The following is a 22,295-nucleotide window of genomic DNA, read 5'->3' on the forward strand; positions in this document are numbered from 1 at the left end:
GCCGGACCGAGCCAGCCGGATCACGTCAGTCGTACAGGCCGACGTTCAGCTTCAGGTGATAGACACCTTCGCCAGGAATCGTCACCCGGACTTCCAGCAGATTGGGATAGCGCCCGGAGGGCACCTTGGCCACGGGCTTGTTGCCCTGCATCTGATCGTGGAAGCCAATGGCAAAGACATCCCGCTGCTTGAAGGGATCGAAGCGGACGGTCTGCTCGATATTGCTCTCCACATAACGCGCCACCACCTGGGCATTGGCGTTGGACGCATTGACCGCGCGCACGCTCACCTGGACCTTGCCGGCATACTTCGGATCCAGGTACAGCATCCAGAGCCTGCCCCCCGCGTTCGGTGACTTGGTGATGGAGAGGTATTGCCTGCTCGGTATCTCGAACAGCACGGCGCTGGGCGGCAGGGTCGGCGTCCAGCTGTCGTCATAGCGCCGGACCGCCGGCGCGCTCGCATTGCCGGCGTCGTCCCTGGCCACGGCGCGGATATCCCCTGAACCGATGTCCCGGGCAGAGGTGACGGCATAGCGGCCGCCGCGATCGGCACGCGCCGATTGCTTGCTGCCGTCGGAGAAAACCACTTCCACCAGGGCCAGGGGCTCGGCCTTGCCGCTCGCGGTCACCAGGCCATTGCTGGGATTGGTGTCCAGGCGGTCGATGGTGGGCGGGCCCGGCGGCGTCTTGTCCACCGTATCCGCATACGCGCGCCGCGCCGGCGGACTCTGATTGCCGGCGGCATCCGTCGCGGTGGCCATGAGGGTGCCCGAAGGAATATCGTTGACGGAGGTCGCGTCGAAGCCGCCGTCGGCCCGCGCCTTCACGCGCTGCCGCGTGCCATCGGTGAACACCACGGTGACATCGACCCGCGGCTCGGCGCGCCCGGAGACCGTCACGCGGCCCGTGCGGCTGTCGGTCGTCACGCCCGAGATGACGGGCGCGGCCGGCGGCGTCACGTCCACCCGGTCTTGGTAGGCATGCGTGGTCACGCCGCTCTTGTTGCCGGCGCGGTCGGCGGCCTGGGCGGTGATGTCGCCCGAATCGATATCGCGGTCCGACGTGGCCCTGTAGCTGCCATCGCCAGCGGCCGTCGTGGTCTTGGACGTGCCATCCGGGAAGCGCAACGTCACCGTCACGCCCGCTTCGGCCCGGCCGGTCACCGTGACCCGGCCGCTGGCGGGATCAGCCGTGGCGGCCGTGATGCTGGGCGCGCCCGGCGGCGTCGCGTCCACGCTGTCGTGATAGGCATGCGTGGTCACCCCGCTCGTGTTGCCGGCGCGGTCGGCGGCCTGGGCGGTGATGTCGCCCGAATCGATATCGCGGTCCGAGGTCGCCGTGTACCCGCCGCTGCCGTCGGCCGTCACCGCCTTGGACGTGCCGTCCGGGAAACGCACCGTCACCGTGACGCCCGCCTCGGCCTGGCCCCTCACCGTGACCCGCCCGTTGCCGGGATCGGCGACGGCGGTGACGATGCTGGGCGCGGCCGGCGCGGTCTTGTCCACCGTGTCCACGTAGGCGTGGGTGGTCTGCGGGCTGCGGTTGCCCGCCGCATCGGTGGCGGCCGCCTTGATCGGGCCGGACTCGATATCGCGCGCCGACGTGGCGCGGTAGTTGCCCCCGGCGTCGGCCCGCGTCCGCTGGATGCTGTTGTCCGGGAAAACCACTTCCACCAGGACGTCGGGCTCCGTCCGGCCCACGACCGTCACACGGCCCGTCGCGGGCTCGGCCACGGCCGAGACGATGGTCGGCGCACCCGGCGCGGTCTTGTCCACGGCATCCACATAGGGGCGTTCGGTTCGAGGACTGCGATTGCCCGCGGCATCGGCCGCCTGGGCGATGATGCGGCCGGAGGCGATATCGCCAGGCGACTCGGCGCGATACCGGCCGTCGGCGCCGGCGGGCACCGTCACGGCGCCGCCTCCGGGAAAGGTCACCGTCACCGAGGCATGGGGTTCGGCCATCCCCGCGACCGTCACCTGGCCGTTGTCGGCGCGGGTCTGAACCTGGTCGATGCTGGGCGCGCCCGGCGCGGTCTTGTCCACGGTGTCGACGTAGGCATGGGTGGCCTGCGGGCCACGGTTGCCCGCCGCATCGATGGCGGCCGCCTTGATGAGGCCGGACTCGATATCGCCCGCCGACGTGGCGCGGTAGTTGCCGCCGGCGTCGGCCCGCGCCCGCTCGATGCTGCCGTCCGGGAAGACCACCTCCACGTCGGCGTGTGGCTCGGCCTTGCCCACGACCGTGACCCGTCCCGTGGCGGCGGCCGCCACGGCCGAGACGATGGTGGGCGCGGCCGGCGCCGTCTTGTCCACCGTATCGGCATAGTCCAGGACAGCCTGCGGTCCTTGGTTGCCGGCGGCGTCCGTCGCGCCGGCACGGATCGGGCCCGAGGGGATATCGTTTTCAGAGGTGGCGCGGAACCCCCCGTCCTCGCCCGCCACGACGCGCTCACGCGAGCCGTCCGGAAACACCAGCTCGACCGTCGCGCCCGGCTCCGTCTTGCCGGTGACCGTGACACGCCCGGTATCGGCAGCCGGCACGGCGCTGACCAGGACCGGCGCGGCCGGCGGCGTCTTGTCAGTGGCGTCCACATAGGGACGACTGGCCGATACCTCTTCCTCGCCGGGTCCCGGGACCCGCAAGGCGCGCACTTGCCCCGAAGGCACGTCGGCCGCCGAAGTCAGTTCGTAGCGGCCATCGGCGCCGATGCGCGTGCGCTGGCGGCTGCCGTCGGGAAAGACCAGCTCCAGCTCGCTGCCCGGCTCCGCCTGCCCTTGCACCGTCAACCGGCCGCTCGCCGCATCGGTCGTCATCTTGTCTATCGTGGGCGCGACCACGGCCGGCGGCACGTACAGCGCCGCGGCGCGCGCCTCCTTGCGGGTCTGGGGATCGATGGCCCGCACCATGACCTCTCCCTGCCCCACCGCGCGCAGCGAGCGCGTGTGGAACAGGCCCTCGGCGTCGGATTTGGCCGCGACGGACTCGCCATTGGGAAAATGCACCATCACATCCATGCCGGGCTCCGTCCTGCCCGACAGCATGAGCGCGCGGTCCGCCGGCTGCGGCGCCATGGCCAGCACCACGACCTGCATATCGCCCAGCACCACCTCGTCGACATATGGCCGGGTCAGCTCGCGGCTCTGGTCGCCCTGGGCATTGCTGGCGCGCAGCACGATGCTGCCCGAAGGCTGGTCCGTGGCGGACGTATAGGTATAGCGCCCGGCCGCGTCGGCCGTGGCCGAGCCGCTCGATCCATCCGGCATGCGCAGCGCGACCGTGGCGCGCGGCTGCGTCAGGCCAATGACGGTCACCCGGCCGTCGATAGGATGGGTGGACAGCTGCGTCACCGACAGCGGCAGGATGATTTCCTTGCGGCGCGTATTGAGCACGATGCGGTTCTCGCGCTCGACCAGGGCATGCCGCTGGGCGTCCAGCGAGAAGGCCGGCGCGCCCGAGGTGTCGCGCTGCAGCTGCTTGGACAGCGGCTCCGAGAGATTGATGGACAGTCCCAGCTGCACCCGGGTTTCGCGTCCGCCGCCGATCACCTTGGTCTGCTCCACACCCAGGCCGATCAGCGGCACGGGACGATACTCGATCCCATACTTGAAACCCGTGGCCCGATCCTGGACACGCCCATTGTCGTAGTAGTCCACATTGGCGCCGTTCCAACGGAAATACGCGGCGGACAGGCTCAAGCCCGGCGCCCATGCCGGCCGGTACTTGCCCCCCACGTCCACGCCCGACGCCGGCCGCTCCTGGCGGCGGTCATCCCGCTTGGCGGCTTTCCAGCCGGAAATCGGCGCATACACATTGCCGTACAGGCTGAACTCCGGCGCGATCGCCTCCACCCCGACGGAGCCGCGCAAATGCTGCTTGCCGAACTCATAATCCAGGAAGCCATTGGCGCCCAACATCAGGCCATCATTGACCTCGCGCCGATAGACGGCGCCCACATTGGCCGTGGGACGGTCGTTCTGATTGTGCGCGCCCAGCTGCAGCAACACCGTGTCCGCGCCGTCGCGATGCAGCTCGTCTATCGTTTTCAGCTCCACGGACGTGCGTCCGGATTCGAAATCGTGGTTCAGGCCGCCTTGCAGCTGCCGCAGAAACGGCAGGCCCGATTGCCGCGCCGCGTCCACGCCGCTTTGCAGCACGTCATTGAACTGGGACTGCGCCTGGCGCTTGAGATAGTCGCCGTCCAGATGGGCGCCGGCCTGGCGCTCGCCCTGGCGCACTGCCATCGATTGCATTTCGCCGGCCAGTTTGCGGCTCCAGGCCGACCCGGACTCGGCGGCCTGAACGGACTCGGCGGCCCGCGCCGGCGCCAGGGTGGGCGCGCCCTGGGCCAGCACCAGCAGCGGCGGCTGCGCCAGAAGGCTGCCGGCCACCGCCGCCGCCACGGCCTGGCGGGCGCGGACACGCGCACGGCGGGCAGGCTGGCGGGCCGCCCGCTTGGCGCGTGCCCACTCGCTCGCCACCACCCAGCCTCCCCGGGCCAGCGACCAGACTACGCGATAGATGTTCTTGTTCATGGCTGTTCCTTGAGCGTTCGGCGCGCGGCGAAAGCAGGCAAAGCTTCGCCATGACCGCTTTTGAGCGGCCTGCGTATCGCAAATGGGAAGGAGATATCTGGAGAGGACCGTACGGTTCGACCACCGTGCGGTCCGAGGACCGTGCTATCCGAAGGCTATGGCTCCGGCACCGGTCCTACACCATGAGAGAAACTGTATCGATAGGATCGGACCGCAGGAATCAACGCATTCTTATGAATGCGTAGGAATATTCCTAACAAGAGCAAGGCCGATCGCGCCGGGCAAAAAAAAGACCGATGCATCGCATCGGTCTGGCAAGGCGGCCTGGGCCTAGAACTTCTGGTCGCGCAGCAGCTTGGCCAGTTCAGGCGCGGTCATGAGAGAAATGTCTTGCAGCTTGGCGTAGTGCCAGGCCTTGTCGGAGACCTCGCCCAAGGCGATGAAAATGGCCTCGCGGGCGCCGCGCTTTTCGCGCAAGGACTGGAGTTCGCGCAAGGGTTCGACCCCCACGCTGGCGGCCTTCCAGCGCCGCGCGCTGACCACCGCCTCGTTTCCGTTTCGGCGCAACGAGAAATCCGCGCCAGGCAATTGCAGTCGCTCGACCTGGCAGCCGTCGCGCGCAAAGCCGGCTTCGGCCGTGCGGGCGAACTCGGCCCAGGACATGCCGGCCACCGCTTCGGCCACGGCCAGCACACGCGCCTGCGACGGCTGCTTCCATTGGCGGACGGCCGCCACGACGGAGATGGCCGCAAACGGCACGGCCACGAAAACGCCCATCACCGCGAGATCCTTGGGCAGCACGGCAAAGCCGCCCAGGCAGAACAGCAAGGCCACGCCGGCGCTCATCCACCACGGCGAACGCAGCAGCACGGCGAAGATGGAGTTGCGGGACATCTGGAGTTTCATGGCGGCGCCCTATCGGCCAGCCCGCAGCACGATGCGGGCATCGCCACAGCTCACGACCTGGCCCTCGCGGATCTTGGCGGTCTTGCGGGTTTCGACGACGCCGTCCACGCGCACCCGTCCCTCGGCCACCAGGGCCTTGCCCGCGCCCCCGCTGTCGGCCACGCCGGTCGCCTTGAGCAACTGGCTGATCTCGATATAGGAAACGCCCTCGGCGAGCATGAATTCGATTTGCGGCATGCGACAGACAGGAGATAGAGAGGAAAGTGGGCCATGATACCCGAGCCTCCGGGTCGCCCTGGCGCGCCGGTCAGCGGCTGGCGCCCAGGCGCGGCAGCACGCGGCGCGCGGTGGCCGTCGTGCGGCGCCCGACCTCCTCCAGCGGACAGCCGCGCAAGGCCGCCAGCTCGGCGGCGATGCGGGGCAACTGGCCGGGCGTGTTGCGCCGGTCGGGCGCGTGCAGCCAGGCGGGCGGGATATCCGGCGCATCGGTCTCCAGCACCAGATGATCGAGGTCCAGCTCGGCGGCATGCCGCCGGATCTGCAGGGCGCGCGCGAACGTCATCGCCCCGCCCATGCCCAGGGCAAAGCCCAGGTCGATGAAGGCCTGGGCCTGCTGGGCGCTGCCATTGAAAGCGTGGGCGATGCCGCCGCGCTGGCCGCGCTGGCGGCGCAGATGCTTCAGCAGGATGTCCTGCGAACGGCGCACATGCAGCAGCACGGGCAGGCCGAATTCGGCGGCCAGGGCCAGCTGGGCGGCGTAGAAAGCCTCCTGGCGCGCGCGCGGCGCGCCGCTGGCGATGGCGGGCACGAAGAAGTCCAGCCCGATCTCGCCGATGGCCACGAAGCGCGGATCCGGCAAGGCGGCTTCGACGGCCCGGCGCAAGGCGGCCAGGTCCTCGTCGCCGGCGCGCTCGACATACAGCGGATGGATGCCCAGGGCGTAGGCGCCGCCCTCGATGGCATGGGCCAGCTCGCGCACCACGGCGAAATTTGCGCGCTCGACCGCCGGGATGACGATGGCCCCCACCCCCGAGGCGCGGGCCTGCCGCGCCACCGCCATGCGGTCGGCGTCGAATTCAGCGGCATCGAGGTGGCAGTGCGTGTCGATCAGCATGGCAGGCAGGCTGCCCAGGATCAACCCGGCAGCAGGCGTCCGTTTTCCATATGGAGCTGCCGGTCGGCGCGGGCGGCCAGCTCGGGATCGTGCGTGACGATGGCAAAAGCCGTGCCCGACTCGCGGTTGACCCGCGTGAGCAGCTCAAACATATTATGCGCCGTATGGCGATCCAGATTGCCGGTGGGCTCGTCGGCCAGCACGCAGGCCGGGCGCGTGACCAGGGCCCGCGCCAGCGCCACGCGCTGCCGCTCGCCGCCCGACAACTGGCCGGGATAATGGCCTTCGCGCGCGGCCAGCCCCACCTGGGCCAGCACCTCGCGCGCCTGGGCCCGGGCCTGCCCGCGATCGGCGCGGCGCACGATCAGGGGCATGGCGACATTGTCCAGCGCCGTGAACTCCGGCAGCAGGTGATGAAACTGGTAGACAAAGCCCAGGCTGCGATTGCGCAAGGCGCTCTTGCGGGATTCGGACAGGCCGTCGGCTGGCGTGCCATCGACCACGACCGAGCCGCTGCTGGGCACATCCAAGAGGCCCAGGATGTGCAGCAGCGTGCTCTTGCCCGACCCGGAGGCGCCGACGATGGCGACCATTTCGCCGCGCGCCACGGCCAGCGACACATCATCCAGCACCTGGATGCGGGCCGGGCCTTCGTCGTAGACCTTGGACAGGTGCTCGGCGCGCAGCGCCGGCTGGAGGGAATCAGTCATGGCGCAACACCTGGGCCGGTTGCAGGCGCGAGGCGCGCCAGCTCGGATAAAGCGTGGCCAGCAGGGACAGCACCAGCGAGGTTACGCCTATGGTGATGATGTCGCCGGCCTGCGGATCGGAAGGCAGCGCGCTGATGAAATAAATCTCGCGCGGCAGGAAGTGCACGCCCAGCATGCGCTCGATGAAAGGCACGATGATATGGACGTTGTAGGCGATGGCGATGCCGCCGGCCACGCCCAGCAGCGTGCCGATCACGCCGATCAGCGCGCCCTGCACCAGGAAGATGCGCGCTACTTCGCGCGGACCGGCGCCCAGCGTGCGCAGGATGGCGATGTCGGATTGCTTGTCCTTGACGGCCATCACCAGCGAGGACAGCAGGTTGAAGGCGGCCACCGCCACGATCAGCGCCAGGATAAGGAACATCATGCGCTTTTCGGTCTGCACCGCGGCGAACCAGGTGCGGTTGTTGCGCGACCAGTCGCTGGCCATGACATAGGGCGGCAGCACCTGGGTCAGTTCGGCGGCCACTTCGGGCGCGCGCTGCATATCGGCCACGCGCAGCCTCACGCCGGCCGTGCCGCTGTCGCGGAACACCTTGGCGGCGTCTTCGTCATCGACGAACACCAGGGAGGAGTCATACTCGTAGTGGCCCGAAGTGAAGGTGCCCACGACGGTGAACTGGCGCATGCGCGGCGCGAAGCCGGCCGGGCTGATGGAACCCTGGGGCGCCAGCATGAGCACCGTATCGCCCGTCTTCACGCCCATGCTGTCGGCCAGATCGCTGCCCAGCACCGCCCCGAAACCGCCGGCCACGAGATCGGATAACTTCCCGCTCACCATCTGCCTGGGCAGGTCGGAAACCTCGCCCTCCAGCGCCGGATCGATGCCGCGCACCTGCACGCCATGCAGCGACTGCCCGCGCACCAGCATGGCGCCGGCGGCCACGAAGGGCGCGCCGCCCTTGACCGCGGCATTCTGGCGCGCCGCATCGGCGAACTGCCGCCATTGCGCCAGGACGCGGTCGGGCAAGGCGCCCGGGATATAGAGTTCGATATGCGGCAGGACCGACAGCATGCGGTCGCGCACTTCTTTCTGGAAGCCGTTCATCACGGAAAGCACGACAATCAGCGCCGCGACGCCGAGCGCGATCCCCGCCATGGAGGATGCCGCGATGAAGGAAATGAAGCGGTCCCGGCGCCCGCCGCGCCGGCCCAGACGGGCCAGGCCCGCATAGCGGGCGCCGATCCAGAGTTCGTAAGGTAATTTCAGCACCCGCGCATTATGGCATTAACCCGCGCGCCAAGACACGTCCCCGCAAGCCGGGATGTGACGGTCTGTTCTGCCGCCGGGCGGGACTACAATCCCGGCCATGCACATCGTGATTCCCGGCGCCTTGCCCGATCTCGCCGTGGCCAGCGAACTCGCCCGGCACCTGCCCGAACACGCGCCTGTCTTCAGCCGCTGGCTGGCGCTGGGCCGGGCCCGGCCGGCCGCCTTCGACCTCCAAAGCCATGGCTGTACGGCCTATGAAGGCTGGCAGCTGCGCGCCGCCGGCTTCCAGCCCGAGCCCGGCCTCCCCCTGGGCGCGGGCCTGGGTCCGCTCCTGGCCGAGGCCCGGACCGGGGACGAAGCCGTCTGGCTCGGCGAACTCGTCCATCTGGCCCTGGGCACGGATTCGGCAACCTTGCTGGATCCCGGGCTGATGGACATACGGCCCGACGAAAGCGCCGCCCTGTTCGAGGCCCTCGAACCGCTGCTGGCCGATGGCGAATTCGCCATCCAGCCCATCAGCCCGCAACGCTGGCGGCTGCGCCTGCCGCCCGGCCTGTCGCCCCGCCCGGCCAGTCCGCTGGCGGTCGCCGGCGACCGGCTGCAGCATTGGTGGGCCCAGGATGCCGCCAGCCGCCCCTGGCGGCGGCTGCTCAACGAAATCCAGATGGCCTGGTACGAACACCCGGTCAACGAGGCCCGGGCGGCCCGGGGCGTCCCGCCGATCAATGGGCTGTGGCTCTATGGCGGCGCGCGGCCCTGGACACCCGCGCCGCATGGCGCCCAGGTCTACCCCGAGCTGGACGCGCTGGCGCGCGCCGGCGATTGGGGCGGCTGGCTGCGCGCCCTGTCCGTGCTGGACGGCGAGCGCCTCAAGCCGCTGGCCGACGCCGGCGGCCAGGCCCTGCGTCCGCTCGAATTGACGCTGCTGGGCCGCGACCGCAGCGTCGGCCTCACTCTCCAACCCCGCCCGGGCCTGCTCAAATGGCTGCCCGCGCGCAAACACAATTGGAACGCCTGGTGGTCACACCCCGTCTAACCGTCCGCAATACCGACCTGTCCGCCTGCCAGGCGCTGCAAAACGCCGGCATCCACCCCCTGCTCGCCCGGCTCTGGGCCGCGCGCGGCGTGACCGAACCCGGCCAGACCCAGATGGGCTGGCCGGCGCTGCTGCCCCCGGGCACGCTGACCCACTCGGCGCATGCCGCCGCCGTCTTGGCCGACGCCATCCAGGCGGGCAAACGCCTCCTGATCGTCGCCGACTACGATTGCGACGGCGCCACCGCCTGCGCCGTGGGCCTGCGCGCCCTGTGGGCCATGGGCGCGAACGTCGATTTCCTGGTGCCCAATCGCTTCGAGACCGGCTACGGCCTGTCCCCGGCCGTGGTCGATCTGGCCGTGGCCCACCGGGCCGGCAAGCCCGACCTCATCATCACGGTGGACAACGGCATCGCCAGCGTCGAAGGCGTGGCCGCGGCCAACGCCGCCGGCATCGGCGTGGTCATCACCGACCATCACCTGCCGGGCGACACCCTCCCCGAGGCGCTGGCCATCGTCAATCCCAATCAGCCCGGCTGCGGCTTCCCGTCCAAGAACCTGGCCGGGGTGGGCGTGATCTTCTACATGATGCTGGCCCTGCGCGCCGAGCTGCGCCGCCGCGGCGTCTACCCGCCCGATGGCGGCCCGCGCCTGGATGCGCTGTCCGACCTGGTCGCGCTGGGCACGGTGGCCGACGTGGTCAAGCTGGACGCCAATAACCGCCTGCTGGTCACGCAAGGCCTGCAGCGCATGCGCGCCGGGCGCATGCAGGCGGGATTACGCGCCCTGTTCGCCGTGGCCGGCCGCGAGCCGCGCTCGGCCAACGGCTTTGACCTGGGCTTCGCCCTGGGCCCGCGCATCAACGCGGCGGGCCGGCTGGCCGACATGAGCCTGGGCATTGCCTGCCTGACGACCGACGATGAAGACCAGGCCCTGGCCATGGCCCGCGAGCTGGACAACATCAACCGCGAGCGCCGCGGCATCGAGGCCGAAATGCGCGAGCAGGCCATGGCCGCCATGCAGGCTCCCGACGCCGTCGCCGGCGCCACGGTCTGCGTCTTCGACCCCTCCTGGCACCAGGGCGTGGTCGGCCTGGTGGCCTCGCGCCTGAAAGAAAAATTCTGGCGCCCCACCCTCGCCTTCGCGCCGGCCGGCGACGATGAAATCCGCGGCTCGGGCCGCTCCATCCCGGACGTCCACCTGCGCGACGCCCTGGACCTGGTGTCCAAGCGCCATCCCGGCCTGATCCGCAAGTTCGGCGGCCACGCCATGGCCGCCGGCCTGACCCTCGGCCGCGACGGCTTTGAGGCCTTCGCCCCGGCGTTCGACGCCGCCGTGCGCGAGCTCACCGGCCGCGACCGCTTCGAGCCCCTGATCGAAACCGACGGTTCGCTCGAAACCGGCTACGCCAACGCCGAGGTGGCGGGGCTGCTGCAACAGCAAGTCTGGGGCGCCGGCTTCTCCGCCCCGCTTTTCCTGGACGAATTCACCGTGCGCAACCAGCGCCTGGTGGGCGAAAAACACCTCAAGCTCTCGCTGGAGCGCGGCCACCAGCGCTTTGACGCCATCTGGTTCGGCCATGACGAGAGCCTGCCCGAACGCATCCAGGCCGCCTATCGCCTGGAGCAAAACGTCTGGAACGGGCTGGTGTCGGTGCAATTGGTGATCGAGTACGCCGGCGCGGCCTGAAAACAGGGCCGGACTCCATTGTCCGGCCCAAGCACGCTAAAATGCCAGGTTTCGCATAAAAGTCACCAGGATCACTCATGGAAGCCGAACGTCAGAACCAGATCGCCGCCCGCCTTGCCGACTACGCGGAGCGCGAGCAGGCTCTACGGAGGTATCTTTGACTACGATGCCAAAACCGAACGCCTGCAGGTCGTAAACGCCGAACTGGAAGACCCCTCCGTCTGGAACGACCCCAAGCACGCCCAGGACCTGGGCCGTGAAAAGAAATCGCTCGAAGACGTGGTCCAGACGCTGACCGAACTGGGCCAGGGCGTCGCCGACGCCCGCGAGCTCTTCGAACTGGCCGCCTCGGACGACGACGACGCGACGCTGGAATCCATCGAATCCGATGCCGACGGCTTCCAAGAAAAACTGGAAGGCCTGGAATTCCGCCGCATGTTCTCCAACCCGGCCGACCCGCTGAACTGCTTCCTGGACATCCAGGCCGGCGCCGGCGGCACCGAAGCCCAGGATTGGGCCTCCATGCTGCTGCGCCAGTACCTCAAGTACGCGGAACGCAAGGGCTTCAAGGCCGAAGTCCTGGAAGAATCCGAAGGCGAAATCGCCGGCATCAAATCGGCCACGATCAAGATCGAGGGCGAATACGCCTTCGGCTATCTGCGCACCGAAACCGGCGTGCACCGCCTGGTGCGCAAGAGCCCCTTCGACTCTTCGGGCGGCCGCCATACCTCGTTTGCCAGCGTCTTCGTCTACCCCGAGGTCGACGAATCCTTCGAGGTCGAGGTCAACCCGGCGGATCTGCGCGTCGATACCTACCGCGCCAGCGGCGCGGGCGGCCAGCACATCAACAAGACCGACTCGGCGGTGCGCATCACCCACATGCCCACCGGCATCGTGGTGCAATGCCAGAACGACCGCTCGCAGCATCGCAACCGCGCCGAAGCCATGCAGATGCTCAAGTCCAAGCTGTATGAGCTCGAAATGCGCAAGCGCATGGCCGAACAGCAAAAACTCGAAGACTCCAAGACCGATGTGGGTTGGGGCCACCAGATCCGTTCCTACGTGCTGGACCAGAGCCGTATCAAGGATCTGCGCACCAACGTCGAGATCTCCAATACCCAGAAAGTCCTGGACGGCGACCTGGATCCCTTCATCCAGGCCAGCCTGAAGCAAGGCGTTTGATTCCCCGGGGGGCGCGAGCCCCCCGCCTCGTAGCCCACGGAAACCCGCAATCATGACCGACACGTTTGCCATCCTGACCGGCGCCTCGCGCGGACTGGGCGCCGCCCTGGCCCGCGGCCTGCTCAAACCGGGCACCACACTGGTGACCCTGGCGCGCCGCAACGATCCCGAACTGGCCGCCCTGGCCCGAGAGCGGGGCGTGGCCCTGACGGAAATCCAGGTCGACCTCTCCGACCCGGCCGCCGCCACGCGCGCCGCCCAGGAGCTGGCCATCCCCCGTGACGCCAAGCGCTACGTGCTCATCAACAACGCCGGCACGGTGCACCCGGTGGCCAACACCAAGGCCCTGGCCGACGCCGCGGCCATCGGCCAGGCCCTCACGCTCAACGTCACCGCCGTCATGCTGCTGACCGCCCGTTTCCTGCAGGCGGTCGACGGCTTGCAGGCCGAGCGGCGCATCATCAACATCTCCTCGGGCGCGGGCCGCAATCCCACCGCCGGTTGGGGCGTGTACTGCGCCACCAAGGCGGCCCTGGATATGTACAGCCGCGTCCTGAAGGCTGAACACGGCGCGGCCGGCGTGCGCGTGGTGTCGCTCGCGCCCGGCATCGTCGATACCGGCATGCAGGCCGATATCCGGGCCAGCGATCCCGCCGCTTTCCCGGGCCTGGCCCGTTTCCAGGAATTCCATTCCACCGGCAAGCTGGCGGCCCCGGCCGATGTGGCCGCCAACATCCTCGCCTACCTGGATCGCGAAGACTTCGGCCAGACCGAAATCGACGATATCCGCAATTACCACTGACCCACCATGACTGATCACTCGCCCACCGCCCAGGATGAAAACCGCTTGATCGCCGAGCGGCGCGCCAAGCTGGCCAAACTGCGCGAAACCGGCGTCGCGTATCCGAACGATTTTGTTCCGGACGCGCAAGCCGCCCGCCTGCACGACAAATATGACGACCAGGAGCCGCAGGCCCTGCTCGATGCCGCCGTGCAGGTCAAAGTGGCCGGGCGGATGATGCTCAAGCGCGTCATGGGCAAGGCGAGTTTCGCCACCCTGCAAGACGGCAGCGGCCGCATCCAGATCTACCTGGATCGCGGCACGCTGGGCGAAGAGGTCTATGCCGCCTTCAAGCAATGGGATATCGGCGACATCATCGCCATCGAGGGCTCGGTCTTCAAGACCAACAAGGGCGAGCTTTCGGTGCACGCCGCCCAGGCCCGCCTGCTGTCGAAGTCGCTGCGCCCCCTGCCCGATAAATTCCATGGCCTGGCCGACCAGGAATTGCGCTATCGCCAGCGCTATGTCGACCTCATCATGACCGAGGCCACGCGCCGCACCTTCGAGGCGCGCAGCAAGGCCGTGGGCGGCATCCGCCAGGCCATGCTGGCCGCCGGCTTCCTCGAAGTCGAAACGCCGATGCTGCACCCGATCCCGGGCGGCGCGGCGGCCAAGCCCTTCGTGACGCACCACAATGCGCTGGACATGGAAATGTACCTGCGCATCGCGCCCGAGCTCTATCTCAAGCGCCTGATCGTCGGCGGCTTTGACCGCGTCTTCGAGATCAACCGCAACTTCCGCAATGAAGGGGTGAGCCCGCGCCACAACCCCGAGTTCACCATGATGGAGTTCTACGCGGCCTATGCGGATTACCGCTGGCTGATGGACTTCACCGAGTCGCTGATCCGCCAGGCCGCGATCGCCGCCACCGGCAGCGCCGTGCTGACCTACCAAGAGCGCGAACTCGACCTCTCCAAGCCCTTTGACCGCCTGACCATCTGCGAGGCCATCCTCAAGTACGCCCCGCAATACACCCAGGCCCAGCTCGATGACGCCGCCTTCGTGCGCGCCGAACTGAAAAAGCTGGGCGCCGATGTCGAGCACGCGCCGCTGGCCCGGGCCGGCCTGGGCGCGCTGCAGCTGGCGCTCTTCGAAGAAACGGCCGAGTCCCAGCTCTGGAACCCGACCTACATCATCGACTACCCGGTCGAGGTCTCGCCGCTGGCCCGGGCTTCCGACAGCCGCGCCGGCATCACCGAGCGCTTCGAGCTCTTCATCACCGGCCGCGAAATCGCCAATGGCTTCTCCGAGCTCAATGATCCCGAAGACCAGGCCGAGCGCTTCCGCGCCCAGGTCGAGGCCAAGGACGCGGGCGACGAAGAAGCCATGTATTACGACGCCGACTACATCCGCGCGCTCGAATACGGTATGCCGCCGACCGGCGGCTGCGGCATCGGCATCGACCGCCTGGTCATGCTGCTGACCGACAGCCCCAGCATCCGCGACGTGATCCTGTTCCCGCACCTGCGGCGCGAAGACTGAGGCCGCGCCACGATGCTTGCCAAGGCGCTCTTGCTTGCAGGCCTCGTGGTGCTCGGGCTGTATGTCCTGCTGCCGCGCCGCCGCGCCCCGAGGGGGCCGGCCCGGCGCGGCTTTCTTTTTTGCTGCGGCGCCTGCGCCGTCCTGCTGGCCAGCGCCGTGCTCGCCTGCCTGCTCTGGATGAGCCGCGCCAGCCTGGCGGGCGCCGACGGCAAGCTGGATTTCCTGCTGCCCTTGGCCATGGCGCAGCTGATCCTGGCCCTGGCCTGCGGCCTGCTGGCCTACCAGCGCCGGCCGCGCTGAACTCCGATCAGGCCGGCGGCGGCCAGTCGCCAGCCTGCGCCAGCTCCGGCAAGGCCGCCTGCAGCATGGCCTGCACGAACTGCGCCGGCGACAGCCGGCCCCGGGGCCGGTACCACTGCACCGTCAGGTTAAGCCCGCCCAGCAGATAGCGTTTGATCACGCGCGCATCGCCGCGCAGCACGCCCGCCCCCACGGCCTGCTCGACCACGCGCTGCCACATGGACTCGTAGCGGTCGCTCAGGGCCTTGACGCCGGCCCGCGCCTGCGGCGACAGGCTGCGCCAGTCATAGACCAGGGCATGCATGGCGTCGCCGCCGGCGCCGGCCAGCATGCTCCACAGATGCACGCGGAACAAGGCCGCCAGGCGGTCGCCCGGCGCCTCGTAGCGGCGCAGGGCCTGGCCGCCCTGCTCCAGCACCTCCTCGATGCCGCGCGACATCACCTCCAGCAGGATTTCCTCCTTGCTGCGGAAGTGATGAAACAGGCTGCCGGACTGCAAGCCCACGGCGCTGGCCAGCTCGCGCACGGTGGTGCGCTCATACCCATGCTGGCGGAACAGGCGTCCCGCCGTCTGGATCACCGCCTCGCGCCGCACCTCGCCCGCGCCCTGCGCCGTGGTTTTCATGCCGTCTCCCGGTACAGGGCCTCGATCTCGGCCGCATAGGCCTGGTGGATGCTGGCGCGGCGCACCTTCATGGTGGCGGTGACTTCGCCGTCATCGTGATCCAGCTCCTTGACCAGCAGATGAAAGCGCTTGATCCGGGCCACCTGGGCCAGGTCTTTGTTGGCATGGTCCACGGCCTGCTGCACCAGGTCGCGCACGCGCGGGTGTTCAGCCAGGGAACGGAAATGCGTGTACGCAATGCCGTTGATCTCGGCCCACTTGGCCACCGTGTCGAACTCGATCTGGATCAGCGCGCTCACGAAGCGCCGGCCGTCGCCGATGGCCACGCACTCCTTGACATAGGGGCTGCCCTTGACCGCGGCCTCGATCTCGGTGGGCGTGAGATTCTTGCCGCCGGCGGTGATCATGATGTCCTTGAGACGATCCACGATGCGCACCTGGCCATCCTCCACCGCGACCACGTCGCCGGTATGCAGCCAGCCGTCGCGCACCGCCTGCGCCGTGGCCTCCTCGTTACGGTAGTAGCCGCCGAAGACCATGCCGCCCTGCAACAGCAGCTCGCCCTGTTCGCCCACGCGATAGCGCACGCCCAATATGGGTTCGCCCACCGTCCCCACCCGCACGGCCTGGCGGCGCTGGCCAAACACCATGCCGGTGGACTCGGTCAGGCCGTAGACCTCGACCAGGGGCAGGCCCAGGCTGCGGAAATAGCGCAGCACCTCCTGCGGAATCGGCGCCGCGCCGGTCAGGGCCACCCGCACCCGCCGCAGGCCGATGAAGTTCTGCAAGGCGCGCAGGATCAGCCAGTAATAAAACCCATAGGTCAGCCGCTCGCGCCAATTGCGCTGGCTGCGGTCTTTGTGCAAAAACGCCCCGCAAGCCGACAGGCAGCGCCGGTACAAGGCCTGCCGCAGGCGTCCGGACTCCTGCATCTTGATCGAAATCGCCGCGTGCAGCTTCTCCCAGATGCGCGGCACGCCCAGGAAGACGCTGGGCGCCACCTCGCGCAAATCCTCCTGCACCGTGCGGATGGATTCGCCGAAATTGACCTGCGCCCCCAGATAGACCGGCACAAAGGCCGACAACATCTGTTCGGCCACATGGCATAGCGGCAGATAGGATAGATGCACGCTGCCGCCGTCCATCTCCAGCCTGTCGGCGATGCCCGGCGCCACCGCCCGCATATTGGCATAGCGGATCATGGCGCCCTTGGGCTTGCCCGTGGAGCCGGAGGTATAGATCATCAGGCCGACCTCGTCCAGGCGCTGGGCGTCCAGCCGCGCCTGGACCTCGCGTCGCGCCACATCGCCGGCCGCCGCGCCGCGGGCGATCAGGTCCTGGAACGGCAGGATGAACCGCCGCAGCTCGGGCGGATAATTGCGCAAACCCTTGGTTTCGATCATGACAATGCCGCGCAGGCCGGGCAGCCGCTCCTTCACCGCCAGCACCTTGTCGGTCTGCTCCTGGTCTTCGCAGATGGCCAGATCCACGCCGGCATGCTCCAGCACATAGCCCATCTCGCTGGCCGGGCTGGTCGGATAGACGCCCACGCACACCGCGCCCAGCACGCCGGCGCCCATCTGCGCCAGCAGCCACTCCTGGCGGTTTTCGGACACGATGGCCACATGCGCCCCCGGGCCCAGGCCCAGGCTTCGCAGCCCCAGGGCGAGATCCAGGCTGCGTTGCCAATAGCCCTCCCAGTCCAGCGCGCGCCAGATGCCGAACTCCTTCTGGCGCAAGGCCACTTTGCGCGGCTGGCGTTCGGCCTGCCGGCGCAGCATCTGCGGCAATGTCAGTTCCGGCCATTGCGCCGGGTCCAGCCCGTCCATGGCGTCTCCTATGAAAGCCAGCGCTTGCGCCGCTTGTAATGCTTGAGTTCGCGGAAACCGCGCAGCTCGCCGCCGCCGCCCACGCCCAGATAGAACTCGCGCACATCCGCGTCGGCGGCCAGCCGCTCGGCCGTGCCGTCGATGACGATCTTGCCCGTCTCCATGATGTAGCCATAGTGGGACACGGCCAGCGCCACCGAGGCATTCTGCTCCACCAGCAGCATGGACACGCCTTGCTCGGCATTGATGCGCGAGATGATGGCGAAAATATCCTCCACCAGCATGGGCGACAGGCCCAGCGAGGGCTCGTCCAGCAGCATCAGGGCGGGCCGCGCGATCAGGGCGCGCCCGATGGCCAGCATCTGCTGTTCGCCGCCCGACAGATAGCCGGCCAGGCCGCGCCTGCGCTCATACAGCCGCGGGAAATAGCCATAGACCAGGTCAAAATCGGGCTTGCCCTGGACCGGGCGGCCGGTCAGCGCATAGGTCGCGGCCACCAGGTTTTCCTCCACGGTCAGGTCCTCGAAGACGCGCCGCCCTTCCATCACATGCGCCAGGCCTCGGCGCACCAGGTCCTGGGGCGCGACGCCCCGGGTATCGCCGCCCTGGAACTGGACCGCGCCGCCCACCAGGGCGCCGTCTTCCAGCGCCAGCAGGCCGGAGATGGCCTTGAGCGCGGTGGACTTGCCCGCGCCATTGCTGCCCAGCAGCGCCACGATGCTGCCCCGCGGCACCGACAGCGACAGCCCGCGCAAGACCTGCACGGCCTTGTTGTAGACCACCTCGATATTGCGCAACTCCAGCACCGGGGCCGTCATGCAGGCCTCACTTGAGCACGATCCAATCCGAGGCCGGCAGCATCTTCTTCTGCTTGAAGTCAGCCTGGTAGATGCGCCCCACCGGTATGGAATTGCCCTTGATGGTGATGGGCACGCCGATCAGGCCGCCCGTGTCGAAGTCCTTGATGCCGTCCAGAGCGGCTTTCATATTGGCCGCCGTAAGCGGCTTGCCCTCGGCCAGCGTGCGGCGCGCGGTCTCCGCGAACAGCATGCCCGCCAGATAGCCCTGCATATAGCCGGTGCTCTGGTATTCAGGCCGCATGGCCCGTATGGCCTTGAGCGCGGGCGCATCGGCCGCGTCATCGTAGTAATAGCGATAGGGCATGACGCCCATGAAACCATCGCCATCCTCGCCCATCTGCATCACCGTGGAATTGTCCATGGTCCAGAAGGTGCCCATGTAGCGGGTCTTGAGCCCCATGCGCTTGCCCTGGCTGACGAACTCCGGGATGGGCGCCAGCACATAGCCATGGAAGATGGTGAAGTCCGGGTCGGCGCGCCGCAGCTTGATGACCTCGGTCGAGACGTCCACGCTGCCCGGCGGCGTCATGATCTCGGTGGCGACCTTCAAGCCCAGCTTCTCGGCCACGCCGCGCGAACTGGCGATGGGATCGCGGCCGAACTCGGTATCGGAGTAGACAAAAGCCACCTTGGCGCCGGGCTTTTCCTTGGCGATATAGCGCAGCAGAATGCCGAACATCTCGGTGTAGTCCGGTCCCAGCATGAACTGGTTGGGATACTTGGCCGGGTCGTTCAGCTCGGTGGCGAAAGACGCGCCTGTCATGATCATGGTGCCGGCGCGGTTCAGCTCGGCATTGATGGTCTTGGAAAAACCCGTCGAGTCGCCGTAATAGAAATTGACCTTGTTCTGGCTGGTGATCTTCTTGAAGGCCGCCACCGAGGCATCCACCTTGTAGGCGGTGTCCTCGGGCACATAGACCAGCTTGCGCCCCTGTATGCCGCCCTTCTCGTTGACCATCTTCACATAATCGCCCAGGCCGGCGTGGATGCCCTGCCCGGCAAAGGCGAACACGCCGCTCAGGGGAATGGAACCCCCGATCACGATATCATCGGCCGCCTGGGCCGAAGCCATACCTGCCAACATGGCCACGGGCGCCAGCAACCGGGCCCATCCACCGCTACGGAACAGCTTCATGGTTTGTCTCCTGCTGGTTATTGCCTGTCGCCGTCGCGATCAGGTACGGAAAGGCCATAGATGAAAGAAGCGCCGCACGCGGCGCCATATTTCGGCCAGGCCATGCGGCTCGAAAATCAGGAATCCCACGATCAGCAGGCCGAAGACGATGGTGCGCACCGGCGACAGCAGGCGCAGCGCGTCGCCGCCCACCGGCAGCCAGCCCACGATGAGCTTGAGCACCTCGGGCACCATGGTCATGAACAAGGCGCCCAGGATGGAGCCCAGTATCGTGCCCATGCCGCCGACGATGATGGCCGCCAGGAAGAAGATCGACATGATGAGCGGGAAGCTCTCCGGCGTGACCACGCGGAAGAAATAGGCCCATAGCCCTCCGGCCACGCCGGCATAGCACGACGACAGGCCGAAGGACAGCAGCTTGTAGCGCAGCAGGTCGATGCCCAGCACCTCGGCGGAAATATCGCGGTCCCGGATGGCGATAAAGGCGCGCCCGATGCGGGTGCGGAACAGATTGGCCGCGCCCAGCAGCATCAGCACCGTGAGAGGCATGATGAGCCAATAGATGCGAAAAGAAGTGTCCAGGTCCCAGCCCAGAAAGCGCGCGGGCGCGACCTGCAGGCCGGCCGTGCCCCCCGTGAAACCCAGGTTGGCGAACAGGAAGTGCGTGATGAAAGACGCCGCGATGGTCACGATGGCCAGGTAAAGGCCCTTGACGCGCAAGGACGGGATCCCCACGATGACGCCGCCCACCATGGCGACCACGCCCGCGGCCGGCAGCGTCAGCCAGAAAGGCAGGCCCCAGCGCGTCTGCAGGACGGCCACCGTATAGGCGCCCAGGCCCATGAAGGCCGCCTGGCCCAGGCTGACCAGGCCGGTATAGCCGGTCAGGATGTTCAGCCCCGTCGCGCTGGCGATATTGATGGCCACCAGGCAGGCCAGGTAAAGCCAATAGGCATTGGCCGCGAAGGGAAAGACAACCAGCGCGGCCGCCAGCAGGCACAGCCACAGGCGCTGGGTCGCGGTGTCAAAGAGCGCCTGGTCGGCGGCATAGCTTTGCTTGGCGGTCGCGATACGCATGTCAAAGCCTCTCGATGTCGCGCGTGCCGAACAGGCCGTATGGCCGGATCATGAGCGCGGCCACCAGCACCACGAAAGTGGCCAGCAGTTTGTACTCCCCGCCCAGATAGGCTCCGGCCCAGGCTTCGAGCAGGCCGATCAGAAAGCCCGCCACCAAGGCGCCGGCCACGCTATCCAGGCCGCCCACGATCACCACCACCAGCACCGACAGCCCGAAGGTGCCCATGGACGAAGAAATCCCGCCTATCGATCCCACCACGATGCCGGCCACCGCCGCCAGCACCCCGGCCGCCGCCCAGGCCAGCGAAAACACCCGGGGCACGTTGATGCCCATGGCATAGGCCGCCCCCTGGTCCGAAGCCGTCGCGCGCAAGGCCACCCCGCCGCGCCAGAAACGGAACAGCGCCAGCACGGCCAGCGACAGCCCCACCGCCACCCAGAAACCGTAGAACACCTTGGAAGCCACGAAGGCCTCGCCCAGCATGACCGGCGCGCGCGGGAAGAACTCCGGCAGGCGCCGCTGATCGGCCGTCCAGACCAGCTCCACCACGCCGACGGCGATCGAGGCCAGGCCCACGGTCACCATGAACACTGAAATCGGCGATTCGCCCAGCATGGGCCGGATGGCCAGGCGCTCCACCGCCGCGCCCAGCAGGCCGCTGGCCAGCAGCGCCGCGGCAATCGCCGCCCAGATCGGCCACTGCCAATCCGCGGCGAAGGCATAGAACAGATAGGCGCCCATCATCAGGAACTCGCCGATGGCGATATTGACCACCCGCGTCGCCTTATAGACGATCACAAAGGCCAGGGCGGCCAGCACGTAGAGCCCGCCCGCCCCCAGCCCGGCCAGGCTCACCTCGAAGAAGAACCAGCCGTCCATCAGGCGGCCCTCGCCAGCAGCCGGGCGCGCAGGTCGGCCACATCGCCGGCGCCCAGATAAGCCTTGATCACATCGGGATGGGCCTGCACCTGGGCCGTCGAACCCGCGGCGATCACCTGCCCGAAATTGAGCACCACCACATGGTCCGAAAGATCCATCACCATGCCCATGTCGTGCTCGACCATGAGCACCGTCAGGCCCCATTCGGCACGCGCATCGAGGATGAAGCGCGCCATATCCTCGGTCTCTTCGCGGTTCATCCCCGCGACCGGCTCGTCGAGCATCAGGATGCGCGGCTGCATGGCCAGGGCCCGCGCCAGCTCCACCCGCTTGCGCAGGCCATAGGACAGCGCGGCCACCGGCGCATGCCGGATATGATCGATCTCCAGGAAATCGATGATGCGCTCCTCGATCTCGGCGCGCAGCGCTTCTTCTTCGCGGCGCGCCCGGCCGAGATAGAACAAGGCATCGAAGACATTGGTGCGCAGGTGGGCATGGCGGCCCAGCTTGATGTTGTCCAGCACCGTCATGCCGCGAAATAGCGCAATATTCTGGAAGCTGCGCGCCAGGCCCAGGCGCGCGCGCTGCGGCGGCGCCAGGCGGGTGATGTCCCGGCCCTCGAAGCGTATCGCGCCTTGCGAGGGCCGGTAAAAGCCGGAGATGGTGTTGAACAGCGAGGTCTTGCCGGCGCCATTGGGGCCGATGACGGCGGTGATCGAGCCGGGCTGGACCGCGAAGCTCACGCCCGACAGCGCCTTGACCCCGCCAAAGGCAAGCGTCACCCCCTGAACCTGCAATAGCGGTTCTTCCACCTGCTGTC

General features: G+C 68.1%; 19 protein-coding genes. 6 read left to right on the forward strand and 13 right to left on the reverse strand.

Translation table 11 applies throughout. The annotated features are described in order from the left end of the window. Positions 1-25: 25 nt before the first annotated feature. The 6 genes from L540_RS01825 to L540_RS01850 form a co-directional block, all read right to left on the reverse strand. Positions 26-4,537 (reverse strand): inverse autotransporter beta domain-containing protein, encoded by a 4,512-nt coding sequence (locus L540_RS01825; RefSeq protein WP_082149516.1) that lies wholly within the window; start codon positions 4,535-4,537, stop codon positions 26-28. A gap of 330 nt (positions 4,538-4,867) precedes the next feature. After that, positions 4,868-5,443: a restriction endonuclease gene (locus tag L540_RS01830; protein ID WP_043211538.1), complete on the reverse strand. Its 576-nt coding sequence runs from the start codon at positions 5,441-5,443 to the stop codon at positions 4,868-4,870. Positions 5,444-5,452: 9 nt separating this feature from the next. Next, positions 5,453-5,680: an RNA-binding S4 domain-containing protein gene (locus tag L540_RS01835; RefSeq protein ID WP_043211535.1), complete on the reverse strand. Its 228-nt coding sequence runs from the start codon at positions 5,678-5,680 to the stop codon at positions 5,453-5,455. A gap of 70 nt (positions 5,681-5,750) precedes the next feature. Next, positions 5,751-6,557: a TatD family hydrolase gene (locus L540_RS01840; RefSeq protein ID WP_043211549.1), complete on the reverse strand. Its 807-nt coding sequence runs from the start codon at positions 6,555-6,557 to the stop codon at positions 5,751-5,753. A gap of 20 nt (positions 6,558-6,577) precedes the next feature. Then, entirely contained in the window at positions 6,578-7,267 is a 690-nt protein-coding gene (lolD, locus tag L540_RS01845; protein WP_043211533.1) for a lipoprotein-releasing ABC transporter ATP-binding protein LolD, read from the reverse strand. Beyond that, positions 7,260-8,492 carry a lipoprotein-releasing ABC transporter permease subunit gene (locus L540_RS01850; protein WP_146028328.1) on the reverse strand — a complete coding sequence of 411 codons (1,233 nt, stop codon included), beginning with the start codon at positions 8,490-8,492 and terminating at the stop codon, positions 7,260-7,262. The genes lolD and L540_RS01850 overlap by 8 nt, the downstream gene beginning before the upstream one ends. A 145-nt stretch (positions 8,493-8,637) precedes the next feature. On the opposite strand from L540_RS01850, the gene L540_RS01855 reads away from it, so the two are divergent. The 6 genes from L540_RS01855 (at position 8,638) to L540_RS01880 (ending at position 15,069) form a co-directional block, all read left to right on the forward strand. Beyond that, entirely contained in the window at positions 8,638-9,576 is a 939-nt protein-coding gene (locus tag L540_RS01855; protein WP_043211528.1) for a hypothetical protein, read from the forward strand. Further along, entirely contained in the window at positions 9,558-11,264 is a 1,707-nt protein-coding gene (recJ, locus tag L540_RS01860; RefSeq protein ID WP_043211547.1) for a single-stranded-DNA-specific exonuclease RecJ, read from the forward strand. The genes L540_RS01855 and recJ overlap by 19 nt, the downstream gene beginning before the upstream one ends. 77 nt (positions 11,265-11,341) lie before the next feature. Further along, positions 11,342-12,446 (forward strand): peptide chain release factor 2 gene (gene prfB, locus L540_RS01865; RefSeq protein ID WP_109842417.1). Its coding sequence is split into 2 segments (ribosomal slippage): positions 11,342-11,422 and positions 11,424-12,446, totalling 1,104 coding nucleotides; the frame shifts between segments, so codons are not numbered across the junction. 52 nt (positions 12,447-12,498) lie between these two features. Beyond that, entirely contained in the window at positions 12,499-13,248 is a 750-nt protein-coding gene (locus L540_RS01870; protein ID WP_043211526.1) for an SDR family oxidoreductase, read from the forward strand. A 6-nt stretch (positions 13,249-13,254) separates the two neighbouring features. Further along, positions 13,255-14,769 (forward strand): lysine--tRNA ligase, encoded by a 1,515-nt coding sequence (lysS, locus tag L540_RS01875; protein WP_043211524.1) that lies wholly within the window; start codon positions 13,255-13,257, stop codon positions 14,767-14,769. A gap of 30 nt (positions 14,770-14,799) precedes the next feature. Further along, positions 14,800-15,069, forward strand: a complete 270-nt coding sequence (locus L540_RS01880) for a hypothetical protein (protein WP_231584728.1) — start codon at positions 14,800-14,802, stop codon at positions 15,067-15,069. A 7-nt stretch (positions 15,070-15,076) separates the two neighbouring features. On the opposite strand, the gene L540_RS01885 is transcribed toward L540_RS01880, so the two are convergent. Genes L540_RS01885 through L540_RS01915 form a run of 7 tightly spaced genes read right to left on the reverse strand, consistent with a single transcriptional unit; the run spans position 15,077 to position 22,287 of the window. Beyond that, positions 15,077-15,694: a TetR/AcrR family transcriptional regulator gene (locus tag L540_RS01885; protein ID WP_043211518.1), complete on the reverse strand. Its 618-nt coding sequence runs from the start codon at positions 15,692-15,694 to the stop codon at positions 15,077-15,079. Continuing rightward, on the reverse strand, positions 15,691-17,523 hold the full coding sequence (locus L540_RS01890; RefSeq protein WP_043211516.1) for an AMP-dependent synthetase/ligase: 1,833 nt from the start codon (positions 17,521-17,523) through the stop codon (positions 15,691-15,693). The genes L540_RS01885 and L540_RS01890 overlap by 4 nt, the downstream gene beginning before the upstream one ends. Before the next feature lie 8 nt (positions 17,524-17,531). After that, positions 17,532-18,341 (reverse strand): ABC transporter ATP-binding protein, encoded by an 810-nt coding sequence (locus tag L540_RS01895; protein WP_043211514.1) that lies wholly within the window; start codon positions 18,339-18,341, stop codon positions 17,532-17,534. Between the two features lie 7 nt (positions 18,342-18,348). After that, entirely contained in the window at positions 18,349-19,518 is a 1,170-nt protein-coding gene (locus L540_RS01900; RefSeq protein ID WP_043211511.1) for an ABC transporter substrate-binding protein, read from the reverse strand. A gap of 39 nt (positions 19,519-19,557) precedes the next feature. Next, positions 19,558-20,595: a branched-chain amino acid ABC transporter permease gene (locus tag L540_RS01905; RefSeq protein ID WP_043211509.1), complete on the reverse strand. Its 1,038-nt coding sequence runs from the start codon at positions 20,593-20,595 to the stop codon at positions 19,558-19,560. Position 20,596: 1 nt separating this feature from the next. Beyond that, on the reverse strand, positions 20,597-21,475 hold the full coding sequence (locus L540_RS01910; RefSeq protein ID WP_043211506.1) for a branched-chain amino acid ABC transporter permease: 879 nt from the start codon (positions 21,473-21,475) through the stop codon (positions 20,597-20,599). Beyond that, positions 21,475-22,287, reverse strand: coding sequence for an ABC transporter ATP-binding protein (locus L540_RS01915; RefSeq protein WP_043211503.1), 813 nt, complete (start codon positions 22,285-22,287; stop codon positions 21,475-21,477). The genes L540_RS01910 and L540_RS01915 overlap by 1 nt, the downstream gene beginning before the upstream one ends. Positions 22,288-22,295 lie beyond the last annotated feature (8 nt).

Source organism: Bordetella pseudohinzii, from assembly GCF_000657795.2.
GTDB classification, from domain to species: Bacteria; Pseudomonadota; Gammaproteobacteria; order Burkholderiales; family Burkholderiaceae_B; genus Bordetella; species Bordetella pseudohinzii.